The organism is Paraburkholderia sp. USG1 (genome assembly GCF_031570135.1).
Taxonomy (GTDB): Bacteria; Pseudomonadota; Gammaproteobacteria; order Burkholderiales; family Burkholderiaceae; genus Paraburkholderia; species Paraburkholderia dioscoreae.
Window position 1 is genome coordinate 100,266 of the sequence record NZ_JAMWXW010000025.1, and the last position, 19,060, is coordinate 119,325.

At 62.2% G+C, this 19,060-nt stretch carries 14 protein-coding genes; 2 read left to right on the top strand and 12 right to left on the bottom strand.

What is annotated here, in order from left to right:
* Nucleotides 1–180: 180 nt before the first annotated feature.
* The 10 genes from ftsW to coq7 all read right to left on the bottom strand — a co-directional run bounded on the left by ftsW (nt 181) and on the right by coq7 (nt 11,867).
* A complete protein-coding gene (gene ftsW, locus NE850_RS28330; RefSeq protein WP_007180305.1) occupies nt 181–1,458 on the bottom strand; it encodes a putative lipid II flippase FtsW in 1,278 nt (425 codons plus the stop codon).
* Nucleotides 1,455–2,969: a UDP-N-acetylmuramoyl-L-alanine--D-glutamate ligase gene (murD, locus tag NE850_RS28335; protein ID WP_007180304.1), complete on the bottom strand. Its 1,515-nt coding sequence runs from the start codon at nt 2,967–2,969 to the stop codon at nt 1,455–1,457. The genes ftsW and murD overlap by 4 nt, the downstream gene beginning before the upstream one ends.
* 26 nt (nt 2,970–2,995) lie before the next feature.
* Nucleotides 2,996–4,165 carry a phospho-N-acetylmuramoyl-pentapeptide-transferase gene (gene mraY, locus NE850_RS28340; RefSeq protein ID WP_007180303.1) on the bottom strand — a complete coding sequence of 390 codons (1,170 nt, stop codon included), beginning with the start codon at nt 4,163–4,165 and terminating at the stop codon, nt 2,996–2,998.
* 17 nt (nt 4,166–4,182) lie between these two features.
* On the bottom strand, nt 4,183–5,595 hold the full coding sequence (gene murF, locus NE850_RS28345) for a UDP-N-acetylmuramoyl-tripeptide--D-alanyl-D-alanine ligase (protein ID WP_007180302.1): 1,413 nt from the start codon (nt 5,593–5,595) through the stop codon (nt 4,183–4,185).
* On the bottom strand, nt 5,592–7,148 hold the full coding sequence (locus tag NE850_RS28350; protein ID WP_007180301.1) for a UDP-N-acetylmuramoyl-L-alanyl-D-glutamate--2,6-diaminopimelate ligase: 1,557 nt from the start codon (nt 7,146–7,148) through the stop codon (nt 5,592–5,594). The genes murF and NE850_RS28350 overlap by 4 nt, the downstream gene beginning before the upstream one ends.
* A complete protein-coding gene (locus tag NE850_RS28355; protein WP_007180300.1) occupies nt 7,145–9,010 on the bottom strand; it encodes a penicillin-binding protein 2 in 1,866 nt (621 codons plus the stop codon). Before NE850_RS28355 ends, NE850_RS28350 begins: the two co-directional genes overlap by 4 nt.
* On the bottom strand, nt 9,007–9,357 hold the full coding sequence (gene ftsL / locus NE850_RS28360) for a cell division protein FtsL (protein WP_007180299.1): 351 nt from the start codon (nt 9,355–9,357) through the stop codon (nt 9,007–9,009). Before ftsL ends, NE850_RS28355 begins: the two co-directional genes overlap by 4 nt.
* A complete protein-coding gene (rsmH, locus tag NE850_RS28365) occupies nt 9,354–10,307 on the bottom strand; it encodes a 16S rRNA (cytosine(1402)-N(4))-methyltransferase RsmH (protein WP_011489924.1) in 954 nt (317 codons plus the stop codon). The genes ftsL and rsmH overlap by 4 nt, the downstream gene beginning before the upstream one ends.
* 15 nt (nt 10,308–10,322) lie before the next feature.
* A complete protein-coding gene (gene mraZ, locus NE850_RS28370) occupies nt 10,323–10,751 on the bottom strand; it encodes a division/cell wall cluster transcriptional repressor MraZ (RefSeq protein ID WP_165187104.1) in 429 nt (142 codons plus the stop codon).
* Between the two features lie 477 nt (nt 10,752–11,228).
* Nucleotides 11,229–11,867 carry a 2-polyprenyl-3-methyl-6-methoxy-1,4-benzoquinone monooxygenase gene (coq7, locus tag NE850_RS28375; protein WP_007180296.1) on the bottom strand — a complete coding sequence of 213 codons (639 nt, stop codon included), beginning with the start codon at nt 11,865–11,867 and terminating at the stop codon, nt 11,229–11,231.
* Nucleotides 11,868–12,169: 302 nt separating this feature from the next.
* On the opposite strand from coq7, the gene NE850_RS28380 reads away from it, so the two are divergent.
* Entirely contained in the window at nt 12,170–13,339 is a 1,170-nt protein-coding gene (locus NE850_RS28380) for a porin (RefSeq protein WP_007180295.1), read from the top strand.
* Nucleotides 13,340–13,549: 210 nt separating this feature from the next.
* Here the strand turns inward: NE850_RS28380 and NE850_RS28385 are convergent, their stop codons facing one another.
* Entirely contained in the window at nt 13,550–15,223 is a 1,674-nt protein-coding gene (locus NE850_RS28385; protein WP_007180294.1) for a long-chain fatty acid--CoA ligase, read from the bottom strand.
* A 146-nt stretch (nt 15,224–15,369) separates the two neighbouring features.
* The gene (locus NE850_RS28390; RefSeq protein ID WP_007180293.1) at nt 15,370–17,448 is read right to left on the bottom strand and encodes a molybdopterin-dependent oxidoreductase; all 2,079 of its coding nucleotides are present in this window, start codon (nt 17,446–17,448) and stop codon (nt 15,370–15,372) included.
* 180 nt (nt 17,449–17,628) lie between these two features.
* Between NE850_RS28390 and NE850_RS28395 the strand changes: the two genes are divergently transcribed.
* Entirely contained in the window at nt 17,629–18,825 is a 1,197-nt protein-coding gene (locus NE850_RS28395) for a M20 aminoacylase family protein (protein WP_007180292.1), read from the top strand.
* The last annotated feature ends 235 nt before the right edge of the window (nt 18,826–19,060 follow it).

A 19,060-nucleotide genomic window follows, 5' to 3' on the forward strand; every position in this document is an offset into this window, starting at 1 on the left:
CGCGCCTTGCGCACGAAGTTAGCCTTCGCCGAAATCGTGCGCTGCTGCATGGGGGTCATACCTTCCCCCCACGCATCAGCATGGACGAAAACCCGTTTTGGCTTCGGCCGCTGCGCTTAACTTCGCGCGCCTTGCGCACGAAGTTAGCCTTCGCCGAAATCGTGCGCTGCTGCATGGGGGTCATACCTTCCCCCCACGCATCAGCACACGATTTTCATAATCCACGCGCATCAGCACGGCCACTGCGACGCAGTTCAGCAAAATGCCCGAGCCGCCGTAACTGACGAGCGGCAACGTGAGACCCTTGGTCGGCAGCAAGCCGAGGTTCACGCCCATGTTGATGAAAGTCTGCGCGCCGAACCAGATGCCGACGCCCTTCGCCACAAGGCCCGCGAACGTGCGATCAAGCGCAAGCGCCTGGCGGCCGATCTCGAACGAGCGCCGCACGATCCAGTAGAACATCAGGATCACGACCAGCACGCCGACAAAACCCAGTTCCTCGCCGATCACCGCGAGGATGAAGTCGGTATGCGCTTCCGGCAGATAGTTGAGCTTCTCGACGCTGCCGCCGAGTCCCACGCCGAACCATTCGCCGCGCCCGAACGCGATCAGCGAGTGCGTCAATTGATAAGCCTTGCCCTGGGCATAGCGGTCGTCCCACGGATCGAGGTACGCGAAAATCCGCTCACGACGCCACGGCGACGCCCACACCAGCAAGCTGAACGTGCCGACCGCGGTCGCCACCAGTCCGCCGAACAGCTTGCCGTTCACGCCGCCGAGAAACAGCACGCCCATTGCGATCGCCGCGATCACCATGAACGCGCCCATGTCCGGCTCGAGCAGCAGCAACGCGCCGACGAGTCCCACCGCCACCGCCATCGGCAAAAAGCCTTTGGCGAAGCTATGCATGTATTCCTGCTTGCGCACCGTGTAGTTCGCCGCGTAAATCGTCACGGCGAGCTTCATGATTTCCGACGGCTGCATGTTCGTGATGCCGAGCGGAATCCAGCGGCGCGCGCCGTTCACGCCCTTGCCGACGTGTGGAATCAGCACGATCACCAACGCGGCCAGCGAAATCAGAAACAGCTTCGGCGCGTACTTGTCCCACGTCGCGATTGGAACGCGGAACGCCACGACGCCGATCACCGAGCCCATCACCACGAAGATGATCTGGCGCACGAGGAATGCGTAGTCGCGGTACGACGCGTATTTCGGCGAATCGGGCATGGCGATCGACGCCGAATACACCATCACCACGCCGAGTCCGAGCAGCGCGACGACCACCCACAGCAGCGAATGATCGTAGTCGAGCATGCGCGAGCGCAGCGGACGCACGCCGTTGACGGCGCTCGCGAGACCGCTGCCGCCCGTGCGGCCACCGACCCGACCCGCGCCGCCCAAACCGCCTGCGTCGCTGGCGGCAGCCTGACGCGAACCGAAACGTTCCGACCAGCTCATATCATCGTCCCCCGTTCGGCTGCGATCTCTTCCACCGTGCTGCGGAACACCGCGGCGCGGTGCGCGTAACCCTTGAACATGTCGAAGCTTGCGCAAGCCGGCGACAGCAGTACGGCGTCGCCCGGCTGCGCCAGCGCGGCCGCGGCGCGCGTTGCTTCTTCGAGCGTGGCGTGGTCCGTCATCGCGATACCGGTGTCTTCCAGCGCGGCGCGAATCTGCGGCGCGTCACGGCCGATCAGCATCACGGCGCGGCACCAGCGCATGACCGGCGCCGCGAGCGGTTCGAAATCCTGGCCCTTGCCGTCGCCGCCGGCGATCAGCACCACGCGCTGCGCGAGTCCGTCGAGCGCGGCGACCGTCGCGCCGACATTGGTGCCCTTGCTGTCGTCCACATAATCGATACCGTCGATCGACGCGATCAATTCCACGCGATGCGGCTCGCCGCGATATTCGCGCAGACCGTGCAGCAGCGGCGCACCCGGCAGGCCGACCGCGCGGGCGAGCGCGTAGGCGGCGAGCGCGTTGGCGGCGTTGTGCAAACCGCGAATGCGCAAGGCGTCCGCCGGCATCAGGCGCTTCAACGCAATGTTCGGCGGCGTCGCCACTTCGTTCTTGCGGCGGCGCTTCGGCACAGGTTCGTCGCTCGCGTCGCGATCGTGCGCTTCGACCAGCCAGATCATGCCGTTGTCGCGCAGCAAACCGTAGTCGCCGTCGTTCTTCGGCTCGGTGACGCCGAACGTGATCACCTCTGCTTCGCTGTCTTCCGAAGGCGCCAGCGCCATGACGCGCGAGTCGTCCCGATTCAGCACACGCACCGTTTGTGTACCAAAGATGCGGCCCTTCGCGGCAGCGTATGCGTCGAGTCCGCCGTGCCAGTCGAGGTGATCCTGGGTGATGTTCAGCACAACCGCCGCATCCGGCGAAAACGTGTGCGCGGTTTCGAGCTGGAAGCTCGAGAGCTCCAGCACCCACACGTCCGGCAACGCGGTGTTGTCGATCGCTTCCGAGAGCTTGTCGAGCAGCGCCGGGCTGATATTGCCCGCCACCGCGACCTTCCTGCCGGCGCGCTCGCAGAGCAGTCCAGTGAGGCTCGTGGTCGTGGTCTTGCCGTTAGTGCCGGTAATCGCGATCACTTTCGGCGCATAGCCGCTTTCGCCGAGCGTCTTCAGCGCTTGCGAGAAAAATTCGAGTTCGCCCCACACGGGGATGCCCTGCTCGCGCGCCGCCGCGATCAGCGACAACAGATCCGCGGCAAGCGGCGACAAACCCGGGCTGATGGCGACGAGTTCGACGCCTTCGAGCAGCACCGGAGAAAACGGGCCGCCGACGAATTGCGCGTCGACGCCGTGTGCTTCGAGCGCGGACAGGTTCGGCGGCACTTCGCGCGTATCGGCCACACGCAGCCGACAGCCGTGCCGCGCGCACCAGCGCGCCATAGCGAGACCGGATTCACCCAGTCCCAGCACGAGCACCATCGGCTTTTGCCGATCCCGAAACTTCTCGCCGAACATCGCCTGCTTCCCCTAATACCTGCTGCTTAACGCAGTTTGAGCGTGGACAAACCAAAGAGACACAACATCAACGTGATGATCCAGAAGCGCACGACCACTTGGGTTTCCTTCCAACCCGACAATTCGAAGTGGTGATGCAGCGGCGCCATCTTGAAGAGACGCCGCCCTTCGCCGAAACGACGCTTGGTGAATTTGAACCAGGTCACCTGCAACATCACGGAGAGCGTCTCCGCGACGAAAATGCCGCCCATGATGAAGAGCACGATTTCCTGGCGCACGATCACCGCGACCGTGCCGAGCGCGCCGCCGAGCGCCAGCGCGCCGACGTCGCCCATGAACATTTGCGCCGGGTGCGTGTTGAACCAGAGGAACGCGAGCCCCGCCCCACCCATTGCCGAACAGAAGATCAGCAGTTCGCCCGCACCGGCAATATGCGGAAACAGCAGGTATTTCGAGTAGACCGAGCTGCCCATCACGTAAGCGAACACGCCGAGCGACGCGCCGACCAGCACGACCGGCATGATCACGAGACCGTCGAGGCCGTCGGTGAGATTGACCGCGTTGCTCGCGCCGACGATCACCAGATACGTCAGTACGATGAAGCCCCACACGCCGAGCGGATAGCTGATCGATTTGACGAACGGCAGCATCAGGTCGGCGTGGGGAGGCAGGCCCATCGACAGGCCGCTGCGCACCCACGCCATGAACAGGTCATACACGCGCACATTGCTCGCTTCGGACACGCTGAACGCGAGGTACACGGCGGCGAACAGGCCGATCACCGACTGCCAGAAATACTTTTCGCGCGACGACATGCCGCGCGGATCCTTGTAGACCACCTTGCGGTAATCGTCGACCCAGCCGATCACGCCGAAACCGAACGTGACGAGCATCACGATCCAGATGAAGCGATTGGTCAGATCGGCCCACAGCAACGTGGCCACGGCAATGCCGAGCAGAATCAGCACACCGCCCATGGTCGGCGTGCCGGATTTGACGAGGTGAGTCTGCGGGCCGTCTTTACGAACGGCCTGACCGACCTTCATGGCGGTCAGCTTGCGGATCACCGCCGGGCCGCAGACGAGCCCGATCAGCAGCGCGGTGATGGTCGCCATCACCGCACGGAAAGTCAGATAACTGAACACGCGCAAGAAGCTTGCGTCATTCTGCAGCCATTGCGCCAGCGCCAGTAGCATGCTTCGGTCCTTCTATTTCAATGTGCGGCGGGCGTGCTGCCCGCTGCGTTGGGTTGTGGACTCGTTACGGCGTCCACCACGCGCTCCATCTGCATGAAGCGCGAGCCTTTCACGAGAAGCGTTGCGGCAGGACCGAAACCGGCCTGCTGCAATTGCGCGACCAGCGTGCCGACGTCGGCGACGTGGTGCGCGTTCGCGCCATACGCGGCGCAGGCGTCGCGCGAGGCGTCGCCCATTGCGTACAGCGCGTCGATACCGCGTTCCCTCGCGTACGCGCCGATTTCGCGGTGGAACGCCGGACCGTTGTCGCCGACTTCGCCCATGTCACCCATCACCAGCACGCGGGGCGCGGGGCGCGGGGCGAGCACGTCGATTGCGGCGCGCATCGAATCGGGGTTAGCGTTGTAGGTGTCGTCGATCACGGTTGCGCCGGCGAGCGTGCCGAGTACGGCTTGCTTCACCTGCAAGCGGCCCTTTACTGCGCCGAACGACTCGAGGCCGCGCCTGATCGCGTCGAGCGACACGCCTGCGGCGAGAGCGGCTGACGTTGCGGCGAGTGCGTTGTGCGCATTGTGGTCGCCGAGCACTTGCAGCGTGACTTCGATATGGCCTTCCGGCGTGTCGATGCTCAAGATGTTGCCGGCGAACGTGCCTTTTACCGCAGCTTCAGTGGTGCGCTCCGCGGAGTTCAGCGCGAAGTCCATGATGCGGTTGCCGGTTGCGGCCACTCGCCAGATGCTCGCGTAAGCGTCGTCGGCGGGGAACACGGCGATACCTTGGGGCGAGAGCGCGTGAATCACGCTTGCGTGTTCCAGCGCGACGGCTTCGACAGTCGCCATGAATTCCTGGTGCTCGCGCTGTGCGTTGTTTACTACCGCGACGGTCGGCTCGGCGATTTTCGCGAGGTCAGAGGTTTCGCCCGGATGGTTCATGCCGAGTTCGACTACCGCCAGTTGATGTGCTGCGTGCAGACGGAACAGCGTGAGCGGCAAGCCGATGTCGTTGTTGAAGTTGCCCGCAGTGGCGAGACGTGCGTCGGCGCCGACCGCGGCCGCGAAGATCGACGCGATCATTTCCTTGACCGTGGTCTTGCCGTTGCTGCCCGTCACGGCGACGAGCGGCATGCTGAACTTGCGGCGCCAGCCGCGTGCGAGCGCACCCAGACCTACACGCGTGTCGGTGACTTGCAGCGTGGGCACGTTCCAGTCTTGCGGCGTGCGCGAGGCCAGTGCCGCCGTGACGTTACGCGCGGCCACGTCCGGCAGGAAGTCGTGCGCGTCGAACCGGTCGCCCTTGATCGCGACGAACAGATCGCCCGGGCCGGCGCTGCGGCTGTCGGTCGAGATGCGTTCAAAAGCGACGCTGTCGTCGCCGAGCACGGTCGAGCCCGGGATCAGCGCCGCAGCTTCACGCAGCGAGAACATGCTCATTCGCCACCTCCGCGTGCCTGCGTCGCGCGCGCGGCCAGCGCGAGGCGAGCGTGATCCTGATCGGAGAAAGCGCGTTTCTTACCCATGATTTCCTGTGTTGCTTCATGCCCCTTGCCGGCCAGCACGATAACGTCTTCGCGCGCGGCGCTGCGGATCGCCTGCAGGATCGCGCTTGCGCGGTCCTCGATACGGCGTGCCTTCGACGCGTCTTTCATACCCGCCGCGATCTGCTCGATGATCGATTGCGGATCTTCGCTGCGCGGGTTGTCGCTGGTCAGCACGACGCCGTCGGCGATCTTCTCGGCGATCGCGCCCATCAGCGGACGCTTGGTCGCATCGCGATCGCCGCCGCAGCCGAACATGCAGATCAGTTCGCCACCGCGTGCGGCGGCCATCGGGCGCAGCGCCTCCAGCGTCTTTTCCAGCGCATCCGGCGTGTGCGCGTAATCGATCACGACGAGCGGTTCGTCGTTCTGCAAGCGGCCGCCCAGACGCTGCATGCGGCCGTTCACCGGTTCGAGCTTCGCCAGTTCGGCCAGCGCGGCTTCGAACGGCACGTCGGCGGCAAGCAACGCGCCCAGTACGCCGAGCAGATTGCTCACGTTGAACGCGCCGAGCGTTTGCACTTCGACTTCGGCATCGCCCCACTCCGAGGTGCTCAGATGGAACGCGGTGCCCGTGGCCGTGGCGCGCACATTCGAGGCCAGCAGCAACGCGTCAGCTCGCGGCGCGTCCTGCAGCGCGCCTTGTTCGCTGTCGAGGCCGTAGGCAATCGTGCGCGCATGGCCTTGCGTGCTGGCGAGCAAACGGCGGCCGGCTGCATCGTCGCGATTGATCACGGCCGCACGCAGTTCGGGCCAGGCGAAGAGGCGCGCTTTGGCGGCTTCGTAGGCTTCGAACGTCTGGTGATAGTCGAGATGGTCCTGCGTGAGATTCGTGAACACGGCGATGTCGAACGCCGTGCCGTTCACGCGCCCCTGGTGCAGCGCGTGCGACGACACTTCCATGGCGACCGCCTGCGCGCCCGCGTCGCGCAATTGCGCGAGGCTGCGTTGCAGTTGCGGTGCGTCGGGCGTGGTGAAACCCGTGTGCACCAGGTGACCGGGCAAACCCGTGCCGAGCGTGCCGATGATCGCGCAACGCGTGCCGAGCGCCGTCAGCGCCGCCGAGATCCACTGGCTGCACGAAGTCTTGCCGTTCGTGCCGGTAATGCCGACCGTCAGCATGCTGTCGCTTGGGTCGTTGTACCAGCCGCTCGCGATCGAACCCGCGAGTTCGTTCAACGCCGGCACGGCGAGCGTGTTCGACGGATCGATCGCGCCGCTGAAGCCCTCGGGCTGAACCAGCACGGCGGCGGCGCCACGTTCGATCGCACCCTCGATGAACGGATGGTTGTCCGCGCCGTCCACTGCGTAGGCGAAAAACACGTCGCCGGCCGCGAGCGAGCGCGTGTCTGCGTGCAGATGCGCGCCTGGCTGCACGTGAGCGTGCAGCCAGGTTAGAGCGTCGGCGATCTGCCGCTGCGCGGGATGCTTGTGACGCAGCGCGCTCATCGCACGACTCCCGGATGGCTTTTCGCGTTCGCGGAAATCGTCATCTTCTTCGCGCCGGCGCTAGTGGAGAGTTTCTTGACCGTGGCAGGCGTGGCGGGCGCAGTCGGTGCGGGCGGGGCCGAGTCGTCGGACACCACCATTTGCTTGACCGGCATGTCCGGCGGCACATTCAGCGAGCGCAGCGTATCGCCGACAATGCTCGAGAACACCGGGCCCGACACCTGACCGCCGAAGTGGCTGCCCGCCGTCGGTTCGTCGACCGAAACGGCCACGACGATGCGCGGATTCGGCATGGGCGCCATGCCGACGAACGACGCGCGATATTTGGAGTGGTCGTAACCGTGCGCGCCGTGCTTGTACGCCGTACCGCTTTTACCGCCCACGCGATAGCCCGGCACCGCCGCATCCGGCGAGGTGCCGCCCGGCGCCGTGACGGTTTCGAGCATGGCGCGCACTTCGCGCGCTGTAGTGGGCGCGAAGATCTGCGGGCCGGTGGCCGGCTGATCGCCTGGCGTGCGGAAGATCGACACCGGCATGATCTCGCCGTCATGCGCGATCGCGGTGTAAGCGCGGCCCAACTGGAACAGCGACACCGACAGACCATAGCCATACGACATGGTTGCCTGCTCGATGCGGCGCCAGCTCTTCCACGGACGCAGACGGCCAGCCGCCGCGCCCGGGAAGCCGACCTTCGGCGCCTGGCCGAGACCGATGCTGGTGTACATGTTCCACATCTCTTCGGGCTTGAGCTGCATGGCGATCTTCGTCGCGCCGATGTTGCTCGACTTCTGGATCACGCCGCCCACCGTCAGTACGCCGAACGCGCTGTCGTCGGTAATCGGCGCGCCGTCAAGCACGAAACGGCCGCCGCCTGTATCAACCAGTGTAGTCGGCGTGACGCGGTGCAGATCGAGCGCGAGCGAGACCGTGAACGGCTTCATGATCGAGCCGGGTTCGAACGTGTCGGTCAGGATGCGGTTGCGCAACTGGTCGCCGGTCAGGTGGGTGCGGTCGTTCGGGTTGTATGTGGGGTAATTGACGAGCGCCAGCACTTCACCGGTGCGCACGTCGATCACCATTGCCGCGCCGGCCTTCGCCTTGAATTTTTCGACGGCCGCCTTCAGGTTCGTATAAGCGATGTACTGAATCTTGCTGTCGATCGAGAGATCCACGTCCTGGCCGTTGTGCGGCACGACCTGCTCGTCCACGTCCTCGATGATGTGGCCCATGCGGTCTTTAATCACGCGCCGGCTGCCCGACACGCCGGCGAGCAGCTTCTGGTCGCCGAGTTCGACGCCTTCCTGGCCTTCGTCTTCCACGTTGGTGAAGCCGATCAGGTGAGCCGTGATCTCGCCTTCCGGGTAGAAGCGCTTGTACTCGTCGCGCGCGTAAATGCCGGGAATCTCCAGCGCGGAGACTTTTTCGGCAATGTCCACCGGCACCTGGCGCTTCACGTAGACGAAGTTTTTGTCCTCCGACAGCTTGGTGCGCAATTCCTTGTTCGTCATGCCGAGCAGCTTGCCGAGCGAAGTCAGCTTGTCGGCGCCGAGGTCGTCCGGCACCGATTCCGGAATCGCCCAGATCGCGCGCACCGGCAGACTCGTGGCCAGCACGAGACCGTTACGGTCGAGAATCTTGCCACGCGTGGCCGGCAGTTCGAGCCGGCGCTGATAGCGGATTTCACCCTGCTTCTGATAGAACGCGTTGCCCGGGCCCTGAATCCAGAAGGCGCGCGCGGTGAGCGCGACGAACGCCATGAAAAGCATGAACACGACGAGCTTGGAGCGCCACATCGGCAGGCGCACCGACAGGATCGGATTGGCCGAGAAAGCCACGCTCTTGCGAGCCGACGATTTTTTCATCGCACGCCTCCGCGACGGGTCGCCGCCGGCGTCGATGCGGGGCCGGAAGTCGGGATCGGCGCATCTTCGGCTTTCGCCGCGCCCGGATCGAGCGTGAGGTACTGGGTGCGGCCGGTCGTAACCGATTGCATCTTCAGGGAATCAGTGGCGATCTGCTCGATGCGCGACGTTTTCGACAGTGCGCTCTGCTGATATTGAAGTTGCGAATAGTCCTGCTGCAACTGGCGCTCCTGCGATTGGGCGCGCTGCAACTGGATAAAGATCTGACGCTGCTGATTGGTGGCGTTGACGACCGACAAGGCGCAGCCCATCACGATAATCAGCAGGAAGATATTGAGGCGGTTCATGGTGCGATCCGCTCCGCCACGCGCATCACGGCAGAACGGGCGCGCGGGTTCGCGGCGACTTCAGCGTCGCTCGCGAACACGCGGCCGATGATCTTGAGCGGAGGGCTCGGCAGATCGACTGCGCGAATCGGCAGACGGCGATCGACCGCCGGCGTACTCGCGTGCGCCTGCATGAATCGCTTGACGATCCGGTCTTCGAGCGAATGAAAGCTGATGACCACCAGCCGCCCCCCTTGCTCCAACAGCGACAACGCCGCTTCTAAAACGACTTGCAGCTCCGCAAGCTCTTGATTGATGTGAATCCGTATAGCTTGAAAGGTGCGGGTTGCCGGATCCTTGCCCTTCTCACGGGTCTTGACGACGTTAGCCACGATTTGGGCAAGCTCGCCCGTGCTGACGAGAGGCCCAAGACGGTCGGACTCTGCCCGGCGAGCAACAAGCGCCTTTGCAATCTGAAAAGCAAACCGTTCTTCCCCATAATCTCGTATCACCTCCGTCAATTCCTGCACCGTGGCCCGCGCCAGCCAGTCAGCCGCCGATTCGCCGCGCGTCGGGTCCATCCGCATGTCGAGCGGGCCGTCGGCGCGAAAGCTGAAGCCCCGCTCCGGATCGTCGACTTGCGGCGACGACACGCCCAGATCCAGCAAAACGCCCGACACCCGTCCTACGCCGCGCTCCGCCATTGCGGTGCGCAGTGAAGCAAAACTCTCGTGCACGATGCCAAAGCGCGGATCCGTAATTTGCTGAGCCGTGGCGATGGCAAGCGGGTCTTTGTCGAAAGCGATCAGACGCCCCGACTCACCCAACTTCTCCAACACCAGCCGGCTGTGACCACCGCGCCCGAAGGTGCCGTCCACATACACGCCGTCCGCGCGGGTGACCAGCGCCTGAACCGCTTCTTCCAGCAGCACCGTGCGATGCTGCAATTCATTTCCCATCGCAGGTGCCATATATGTAAACCGCGATCAGAACGTGAAATCTTTCAAGGCATCGGGCATGCCCTCTGCCATTGCCGCCTGTTCCTTCGCGGTGTATGTCTGTGCATCCCACAACTCGAAGTGACGGCCCATGCCGAGCAAGGTCACTTCTTTTTCCAGCCCGCCGGCCGTGCGCAATTCCGGCGACACGAGCACGCGCCCTGCGCCGTCCATATCCACGTCCATTGCGTTGCCGAGAAAAATGCGCTTCCACCAGGTCGCGTTCATGGGCAGCTTGTCGACCTTGTCGCGAAAGATTTCCCACTCCGGGCGAGGAAAGAGCAACAGGCAGCCGTCCGGGTGCTTGGTGATCGTCACCCGGCCCTCTGCCTGTGTTTGCAGCGCATCCCGATACCGAGAGGGAATAGACATCCGCCCTTTCGCATCGAGCGTCAGCGCCGACGCCCCTTGGAACACTTCGCTCTCCCCTGTCGACCGGAGTTGGCGCTTTTGCGCTTTACTCCGGTCCCATGCAACCTGGTTGCTCGTGGCGCTTTTGCGCCCGCTGTCCGATTCGTGAAAATCTACCCGAAACTGCCTGTGAGATCACACAAAAATACACTTTCTCACACTGTCTCCCACTTTAGAGGAACGCTAAACAGGGGTCAAGGGAGATGCGCGCTTTTGCGACGAATTTTGTTTGTTAGAACAAGGACTTAGCGCGACTCCTTCACGCCAGACATAAAACGGAAAACCGTTATAAATGAATGAGCTAGTGCAACTTGTGAAGGTGATACGTGAAAAGTGCAGGGGAAAGGCGCGGATTGAAAGAGATCGTCAAGCGGGATCGGGAGGTGTCGGATGGCGTTTCCGGTACTTCAGGCGACGGCGCACGAGGCGCCGTCCCACTTTCGGCAGGTACGTGAGCGGAGCGCTCGAACTGATAGCTCGAGCTTATATGTAATAAGCCGTACGGGTCATGACTTTCGACACGGCACGCATCAGTCCGCGCACGGGGAACGGCAATTCGATTCCGCCGGCTTCCATTGCGGCCTTGCCATGTTCCACCTCGTCCACACGCATCTGTTCGACGATTGCGCGTGACTCGCGGTCGGCTGCCGGCAATTGCTCCAGATGGCTATCCAGATGCTGCTCCACCTGACGCTCGGTTTCGGCCATGAAGCCCAGGCTGACACGGTCGCCCATGCGCCCCGCTGCAACGCCGATTGCCAGCGCGCCGGTGTACCAGAGCGGGTTCAACAGACTGGGGCGCGAGTCGAGCGCTTCCAGACGCTTCGCAGTCCATGCGAGGTGATCCTCTTCCTCGATTGCCGCGCGATTGAACACGGCGCGCAACGAAGGTGACCTGGTCGCGAGTTTTTGAGCCTGATAGAGCGCCTGCGCGCACACCTCGCCGACGTGGTTCACGCGCATCAATCCGGCCGAGTGCGCACGCTCCGCCGGTGAGAGTTCGGGCGCCGCTTCCGTCACCGCGGATTCTTGCGGCACCGGCAACGGACGGCTCATTCGCGACACGCCAGTCATTGAGCGTAAACCCCGATCAAACTCGCTAATCAACTCGTCCAGAAACATTCAACGCTCCCTCGTTCACCAACCGCCTTATCGATCCGCCAGGTCCGTGCCATAAGGCTTTACGGCTGAATTCGGGCTGCGCGGAAACCTTCAAACCGCGTGAATCAGGCGGCCAGTTTCTGATTTTAGACCATGTTGCGTAAACGAAACAGGAGCCTTCCCGCCCCGCTCCTTTTTCTTTGTGCCATGTAGGCCTTTTGTTACATTACGTGCAACTTCTCGCGAAGTTGGACAAGCAAGGCCTCAACGCTAGATAAATATTCGCCTTGTACAAAAGATTCGTAATCCTTGGAGATCATTCGATGAAAAAGTCGCTTCTCGCTCTCGCAGCACTGGGCGCATTCGCAGGCGTCGCACATGCTCAGAGCAGCGTGACCCTGTACGGTATCATTGACGAAGGCTTCAACATCAACACCAACTCGGGTGGCAAGCACCTGTACAACCTGTCGAGCGGCGTTCTGCAAGGCTCGCGTTGGGGTCTGCGCGGCACGGAAGATCTGGGTGGCGGTTTGAAGGCCATCTTCGTGTTGGAAAACGGCTTTGACGTGAACAACGGCAAGCTCGGTCAAGGCGGCCTGATGTTCGGTCGTCAAGCTTACGTCGGCCTGTCGAGCCAGTTCGGTACGGTCACGCTGGGTCGTCAGTACGACTCCGTGGTTGACTACGTTGGTCCGCTCGAAGCCGGCGACCAGTGGGGCGGCTACATCGCTGCTCACCCGGGCGATATCGACAACTTCAACAACGCATACCGCACCAACAACACGGTCAAGTTCACGAGCGCAAACTACGGCGGCCTGACGTTCGGCGGCACGTACAGCTTCGGCGGCATCGCGGGCAACGTCACGTCGAACCAGATCTGGTCGTTGGGCGCTGGCTACAACAACGGTCCCCTCGTTTTGGGCGTTGCCTACTTGAACGCACGCACCCCGGCAGCTTCGGGTGGCCTGTTCAACAACGGCGGTACGGCTACGACGGCAGCAGGTGCAGTGACGTCGCCGGTCTACGCTGGATTCTCGTCGGCTAACACGTACCAGGTCATCGGTGCAGGCGGCGCATACACGTTCGGCGCAGCAACGGTCGGCGTGACGTACTCGAACATCCGCTTCGGCAACCTGGGCGCTTCGTTCGCATCGCCGTTCAAGGGCCAGTCGGCTACGTTCAACAACGCCGAACTGAACTTCAAGTATCAGTTGACCCCGGCATTGCTGGTCGGCGCAGCGTATGACTACACGCGCGGCGCGGAAATCAACGGCAACTCGCGTGCTCAGTACCACCAAGGCGCAGTTGGCGTGGACTACTTCCTGTCCAAGCGTACCGACGTGTACGTGACGGGTGTGTATCAACACGCTCTGGGCGACACGGTCACCGCTGGTGGCGCTGTGGTCGACGCAACGGCAGGCATCAACGGCCTGACGGGTTCGTCGAACCAGAACCAGTTCACGGCGCGCGTCGGTATCCGCCACAAGTTCTAATAAGTCGTAATAAAGCAGTTTGCCTTAAAGGCGCCTTCGGGCGCCTTTTTTTATGGCGCTGCGCTGCGCACTACTGCGGACGGGCCTCGCACGGCAGCGGTGACGCAGAACTGAAAAAAGCCCGGCAGATTTTCATCTGCCGGGCTTTTGCCGTTTACCGCTGTACGCTATTTCATGCCGACTTCGTGCGTGATCGGTTCGCGATCCCGCTTACGCGCGCCCGTCGCGCAACTCGCGGCGCAGGATCTTGCCGACGTTGCTCTTCGGCAGTTCGGTACGGAATTCGACGATCTTCGGCCGCTTGTAACCGGTCAGTTGCTGCTTGCAGTACGCAAAGATGTCCGCATCGGTGAGTGCCTGATCTTTCTTCACGACGAACAGTTTCACCGCCTCGCCCGAATGCTGATCCGGCACGCCGACCGCGGCGACTTCGAACACGCCCGGCAGTTTGGCGACCACGTCTTCGATTTCGTTCGGATAGACGTTGAAGCCGGACACCAGAATCATGTCCTTCTTGCGGTCGACGATCTTGACGAAGCCACCTTCGTTCATCAGGCCGACATCGCCCGATTTAAAGAAGCCATCCTCCGTCATCACTTTTGCCGTTTCGTCGGGCCGGTTCCAGTAACCCGCCATTACCTGCGGGCCCCGGATGCAGATTTCACCCGGCTGGCCGAGCGGCACTTCGTTGCCTTCGTCGTCTCGAATCGAGATTTCCGTCGACGGCAGCGGCAAGCCGATTGTCCCGCTGTATTCGGTGACGGTCACCGGATTGCAGGTCACGCACGGCGACGTTTCCGACAACCCGTAGCCTTCAATGATCGGCGTGTGCGTCTGCTCGTACCAGCGCTTGGCTACAGCCTCCTGCACCGCCATACCACCACCGTTCGCGGCGATCAGCTTCGAAAAATCGAGCTTATGGAAATCCGGGCTATTCAACATCGCGTTGTAGAGCGTGTTGACGGCGGGAATTGTCGTGATTGCATACCCTTCAAGCGCTTTGATCATGCCCGGAATGTCGCGCGGATTAGGAATCAGCACGCCGAGGCCGCCGGTACGGATTGTCAGCAACCCGCAAACCGTCAGCGCAAACACGTGATACAGGGGCAAGGCAACCACGGTGATGAACTGATCGATGTCCGTACGATTCGCGCGCACCGGATCGAGCCAGACTTCCGACTGCAACACGTTGGCGATCAGGTTCCGATGCAGCAGCGTCGCGCCCTTGGCTACGCCCGTCGTGCCGCCCGTGTACTGGAGAAACGCGACATCGTTCGGACCTTGCTGGACCGGCTTGAAATTCTGACGTCCACCTTCCGCGATCGCGGTATTGAATTTGACGTGACCCGGCAGGCTCCACGCCGGCACCATCTTTTTCACCTTGCGCACGACGAAGTTCACCAGCGTGCCCTTCAGGCCCATCAGATCACCCATCGCGGCTACAACCACATGCTTGATCGACGTGTTGCGTACGATCGCCTGCAGCGTGACCGCGAAGTTCTCGAGCAGAATGATCGCTTCCGCGTCGCTGTCCTTTAGCTGATGCTCTAACTCACGCGGGGTATAAAGCGGGTTCACGTTCACGACCACGTAGCCCGCGCGCAGAATAGCGGCAATCGCCACCGGATATTGCAGCACGTTCGGCATCATGATCGCGATGCGCGCGCCGCGGGCCAGGCCCTTCGATTGAAACCACGCTGCCAGCTTGCGCGAAAGCGCGTCGAGCTCGCCATAGCTGATTTCCTTGCCCATGCAGACGAACGCGGGCTTGGCGCGGTGGTCGCGAAAGGCTTCTTCGAGCAGTTCTCCGACCGACGAGTAGCGGGTTGGGTCAATCTCTGCGGGAACGCCGGGTGGATAAGATTTCAGCCAGATTTTGTCCATGCAGCGTCTCCTCCTTTATTTTCGAATGGTCGTGCTAAAAATGCATCGTAGCATGGGCACCTCTCGATTATTTGCGAAAAGCGGCCGGGTTAGACTGCAGCCTCGAACCCTCAAAAGACGAGCACCGCTGGACGATTGAACTTGTTTCAGACGCGCTCGACTTCGACGAGGCAGTCATAGAAAGTTGCCGATCCGCCCAGATCAGTGAGCGCCTGGCTGGTAACCTGATTGGCATTGCGGCCGTCGGGAGCAAGTTTCTTCCACCAGATCGACAGGCCCACCACGAGCCCCTCACGTGCTTTATCGGTGACACGGACGCGCGCCTGCATCGACCCGCGATCGTTAAAGATGCGCACCTGATCGCCGTCGACGATGTCTCGCGATTGCGCGTCGGCCGGATGCATGTCGAGATGCGGCTCGCCTTCGGTCGAACGCAGACTTTCGATGTTCACGAAGGTGCTATTCAGGAAGTTGCGTGCGGGTGGCGAAATCATCGCCAGCGGATAACGGGCGGCAAGTTCCGGCGCGCCGTCAGCGGATTCGTAGGGCGGCAGATAGTCCGGCAGTGGGTCGAGTCCCTGTTGCGCAAGGCGCTCGCTGTAGAACTCGCATTTACCGGACGGCGTTTGGAAACCACCTTCGGCGAAAGGCGCATCGGGCAGATTCAGCCTGGCCCAGCCCGTCTTCTTCAGGGTCTCCCAATCTACGCCTTTGAGCGTTCTGTCTTGCCAGCGGAACGCCGCCTGCGCGACGGTCTCGTCGCTCTCGAACAGCGCGGGCTCGTCGAGACCCATATGACGCGCGATGCCGCGAAAAATCTCCGTGTTCGGAAGCGCTTCACCGACCGGCGCGATTGCCGGCAGGTTGACCATTACGTGCGTGTGGCCGTACGACTTGTGAACGTCGAGGTGCTCCAGCTGAGTTGTCGCGGGCAGCAACAGATCGGCGTAGTCGGCGGTGTCGGTCTGGAAATGCTCGAGGACGATTGTGAACAGATCTTCGCGCGCGAAACCCGCGGCGACTCGCTCCGAATCTGGCGCGACAGCCACCGGATTCGAGTTGTAGACGACGATCGCTTCGACTTTGGGGCCGAACGCGGCGTCGCCCGTGTGCAGTAGCGCGTCGCCGATCGCATTCATATTGATGACGCGGTTCGTCCTGGTCGGCCAACCCGGCATCAGGTCCGGACGCTGCAACGCATACGAATCGACCGGCGCCCAACCGCCCGACGACAGCAACACGCCCCCCGCTCTCTCGCGCCACGCACCCGTGAGCGACGGCAGGCAAGCGATCGCGCGCACTGCATTGCCGCCGCCGCGCACGCGTTGCAGGCCGTAGTTCATGCGGATTGCAGCCTTTCTGGTGCCACCGTAAAGTCGTGCGAGATCGACGATCGCCCGTTCATCAATACCGCAGATTTCCGCAGCGCGCGACGGCGGGTAACTGAGCGCGCGGGCTTTCAGCTCTTCAAAACCAAACGTGTGAGCTTCGATGTAAGCGTGATCGAGCAGATTTTCCCTGATCAACACGTTGATCATACCGAGCGCCAGGGCGCTGTCAGTGCCTGGTTTCAAAGCGATGTGCTGATGGCATTTTTCGGCCGTCAGCGAGCGGTACGGATCGATTGCGATCAGCCGCGCACCGCGGCGTTTGGCCTGTTGAGCGCGGGTCCAGAAATGGAGGTTCGATGCAATCGGATTCGAGCCCCAGATGAGGATGACTTCGCTTTCGTCGAAAAACTCGGTGAGCATGCCGAGGCTCGCGCCATAGGTGTACTTCAGCCCGGCCGCGCCGGCGGCCGCGCAAATCGTGCGATCGAGTTGTGATGCGCCGAGCTTATGGAAGAACCGTTGCGCAATGCTGTCGCCCTGAATCAAGCCCATTGTGCCGGCATAGCTGTAGGGGAGGATTGCCTCCGGCGCCCGGTGTGCAATTTCCGACAGGCGGCGAGCCGCGAGTTGGAACGCCTCGTCCCAGCCGACCGGCTCAAAGCGCCCCTCGCCTTTACGGCCGACACGCTTCATCGGTCGCGTCAGTCTCTGCGGGTGATGCACGCGCTCAGCGTAGCGGCTGACCTTGGTGCACAGCGCGCCTTGCGTTGGAGGATGCTCGGGATCGGCGACGACCTTGATCGCCCGGCCGGACTCGACCGTCACGCGCATCGCGCACGTGTCGGGGCAATCGTGCGGGCATACGGCGCGAGCGTGTTCAGTCGGAGCATTCATCGGCGGTCCGTCGTGGGGAACGATAGAACAATGCGGGATTCTATTACGTCGAGTACCGCTTGGCCTGCACTGCCCCGCCAAAAATATCTTCGGCGTAGAATCGGTCATGACCGTGCCCGGGCCGACGCGTCCCCGAGCGATTCCACGCAAGCCAAAGCACACACGTATCACCACTCCGTCATGAAACTGATTCCCGAAATCCAAGCCGCTCACGGCGAAATCCAGACTCTCCGACGAACGATCCACGCCCATCCGGAATTGCGTTACGAAGAGACAGCGACAGCAGATCTGGTTGCACGAACGCTTGAGTCGTGGGGTATCGAAACGCACCGGGGATTGGGCAAAACCGGCGTGGTTGGCGTACTGAAACGCGGCAATGGTTCACGCTCCATTGGTCTGCGTGCTGATATGGATGCGTTGCCGATACAGGAACTGAACAGCTTCGATCATCGGTCGAAAAACGACGGCAAAATGCACGCGTGCGGCCATGATGGACATACCGCGATGCTTCTCGGTGCCGCGCGGCACCTGATCAAACACGGCGAATTTGACGGCACGATTGTGTTTATTTTCCAGCCCGCCGAAGAAGGAGGCGCCGGTGCGCAGGCCATGATCGACGACGGCCTGTTTGTGAAGTTTCCGGTCGACGCAGTGTTCGGCATTCATAACTGGCCAGGCATGGCGGCGGGTCACTTCGGTGTGACCGAAGGTCCGATCATGGCATCGAGCAACGAATTTCGCATTGAAATCAAAGGGGTCGGCTCACACGCTGCGCTACCGCACAATGGTCGCGATCCCGTTTTTACCGCAGTGCAGATCGCGAATGGACTGCAGAGCATCATCACGCGAAATAAAAAGCCGCTCGACACCGCTGTGTTGTCAATCACTCAGATTCACGCCGGCGATGCGGTCAATGTTGTCCCGAACAATGCGTGGATCGCAGGTACCGTACGGACATTTACAACCGAGACCCTCGATCTGATCGAAGCGCGGATGCGCAAGATCGCAGAGAGCACTGCGGAAGCCTACGATTGCTCCGTCGATATTCAGTTCCACCGCAACTATCCGCCAACGATCAACAGTAGCGAAGAGGCCCGCTTCGCCGCGACGGTCATGAAAGAAATTGTCGGCGCAGAAAATGTCGACGACGCGGTTGAGCCGACGATGGGCGCAGAGGACTTTTCCTTCATGCTGCTCGCTAAACCGGGTTGCTACGCCTTTCTGGGCAATGGCGACGGCGGCCACCGAGATTCGGGCCACGGCGCAGGTCCGTGTACGCTGCATAACGCGAGCTATGACTTCAATGACGAGTTGTTGCCGATCGGCTCGACATACTGGGTGCGGCTTGCCCAACGGTTCTTGGCGCGAGAGAAATAGAATTCTTACGGGAGAGGCTTCAGGCAGTTGATTAGTTCGTCGCCTGGGGCTCCCGTCGTGCTGCGTGGATGAGATGCCTCGCCTGAACGCGGAACGCACCTAGTCGGGCGTGTCGGGTTTTCGCGCTGATCCGGTTCTGTAAGGGCGGTGTGGAGGGGTTGGTAAACGCAGAAACCCCACCTTTTTGGGGTGGGGTTTCTGTCTGCTGCGGGGGAGCCTGACGATGACCTACTTT

Bases quoted from the DNA above. Each gene is read 5' to 3' on its own strand.
- ftsW (WP_007180305.1), bottom strand. From the start codon at position 1,458: ATGAGCTGGTCGGAACGTTTCGGTTCGCGTCAGGCTGCCGCCAGCGAC.
- murD (WP_007180304.1), bottom strand. From the start codon at position 2,969: ATGTTCGGCGAGAAGTTTCGGGATCGGCAAAAGCCGATGGTGCTCGTG.
- mraY (WP_007180303.1), bottom strand. From the start codon at position 4,165: ATGCTACTGGCGCTGGCGCAATGGCTGCAGAATGACGCAAGCTTCTTG.
- murF (WP_007180302.1), bottom strand. From the start codon at position 5,595: ATGAGCATGTTCTCGCTGCGTGAAGCTGCGGCGCTGATCCCGGGCTCG.
- NE850_RS28350 (WP_007180301.1), bottom strand. From the start codon at position 7,148: ATGAGCGCGCTGCGTCACAAGCATCCCGCGCAGCGGCAGATCGCCGAC.
- NE850_RS28355 (WP_007180300.1), bottom strand. From the start codon at position 9,010: ATGAAAAAATCGTCGGCTCGCAAGAGCGTGGCTTTCTCGGCCAATCCG.
- ftsL (WP_007180299.1), bottom strand. From the start codon at position 9,357: ATGAACCGCCTCAATATCTTCCTGCTGATTATCGTGATGGGCTGCGCC.
- rsmH (WP_011489924.1), bottom strand. From the start codon at position 10,307: ATGGCACCTGCGATGGGAAATGAATTGCAGCATCGCACGGTGCTGCTG.
- coq7 (WP_007180296.1), bottom strand. From the start codon at position 11,867: ATGTTTCTGGACGAGTTGATTAGCGAGTTTGATCGGGGTTTACGCTCA.
- NE850_RS28380 (WP_007180295.1), top strand. From the start codon at position 12,170: ATGAAAAAGTCGCTTCTCGCTCTCGCAGCACTGGGCGCATTCGCAGGC.
- NE850_RS28385 (WP_007180294.1), bottom strand. From the start codon at position 15,223: ATGGACAAAATCTGGCTGAAATCTTATCCACCCGGCGTTCCCGCAGAG.
- NE850_RS28390 (WP_007180293.1), bottom strand. From the start codon at position 17,448: ATGAATGCTCCGACTGAACACGCTCGCGCCGTATGCCCGCACGATTGC.
- NE850_RS28395 (WP_007180292.1), top strand. From the start codon at position 17,629: ATGAAACTGATTCCCGAAATCCAAGCCGCTCACGGCGAAATCCAGACT.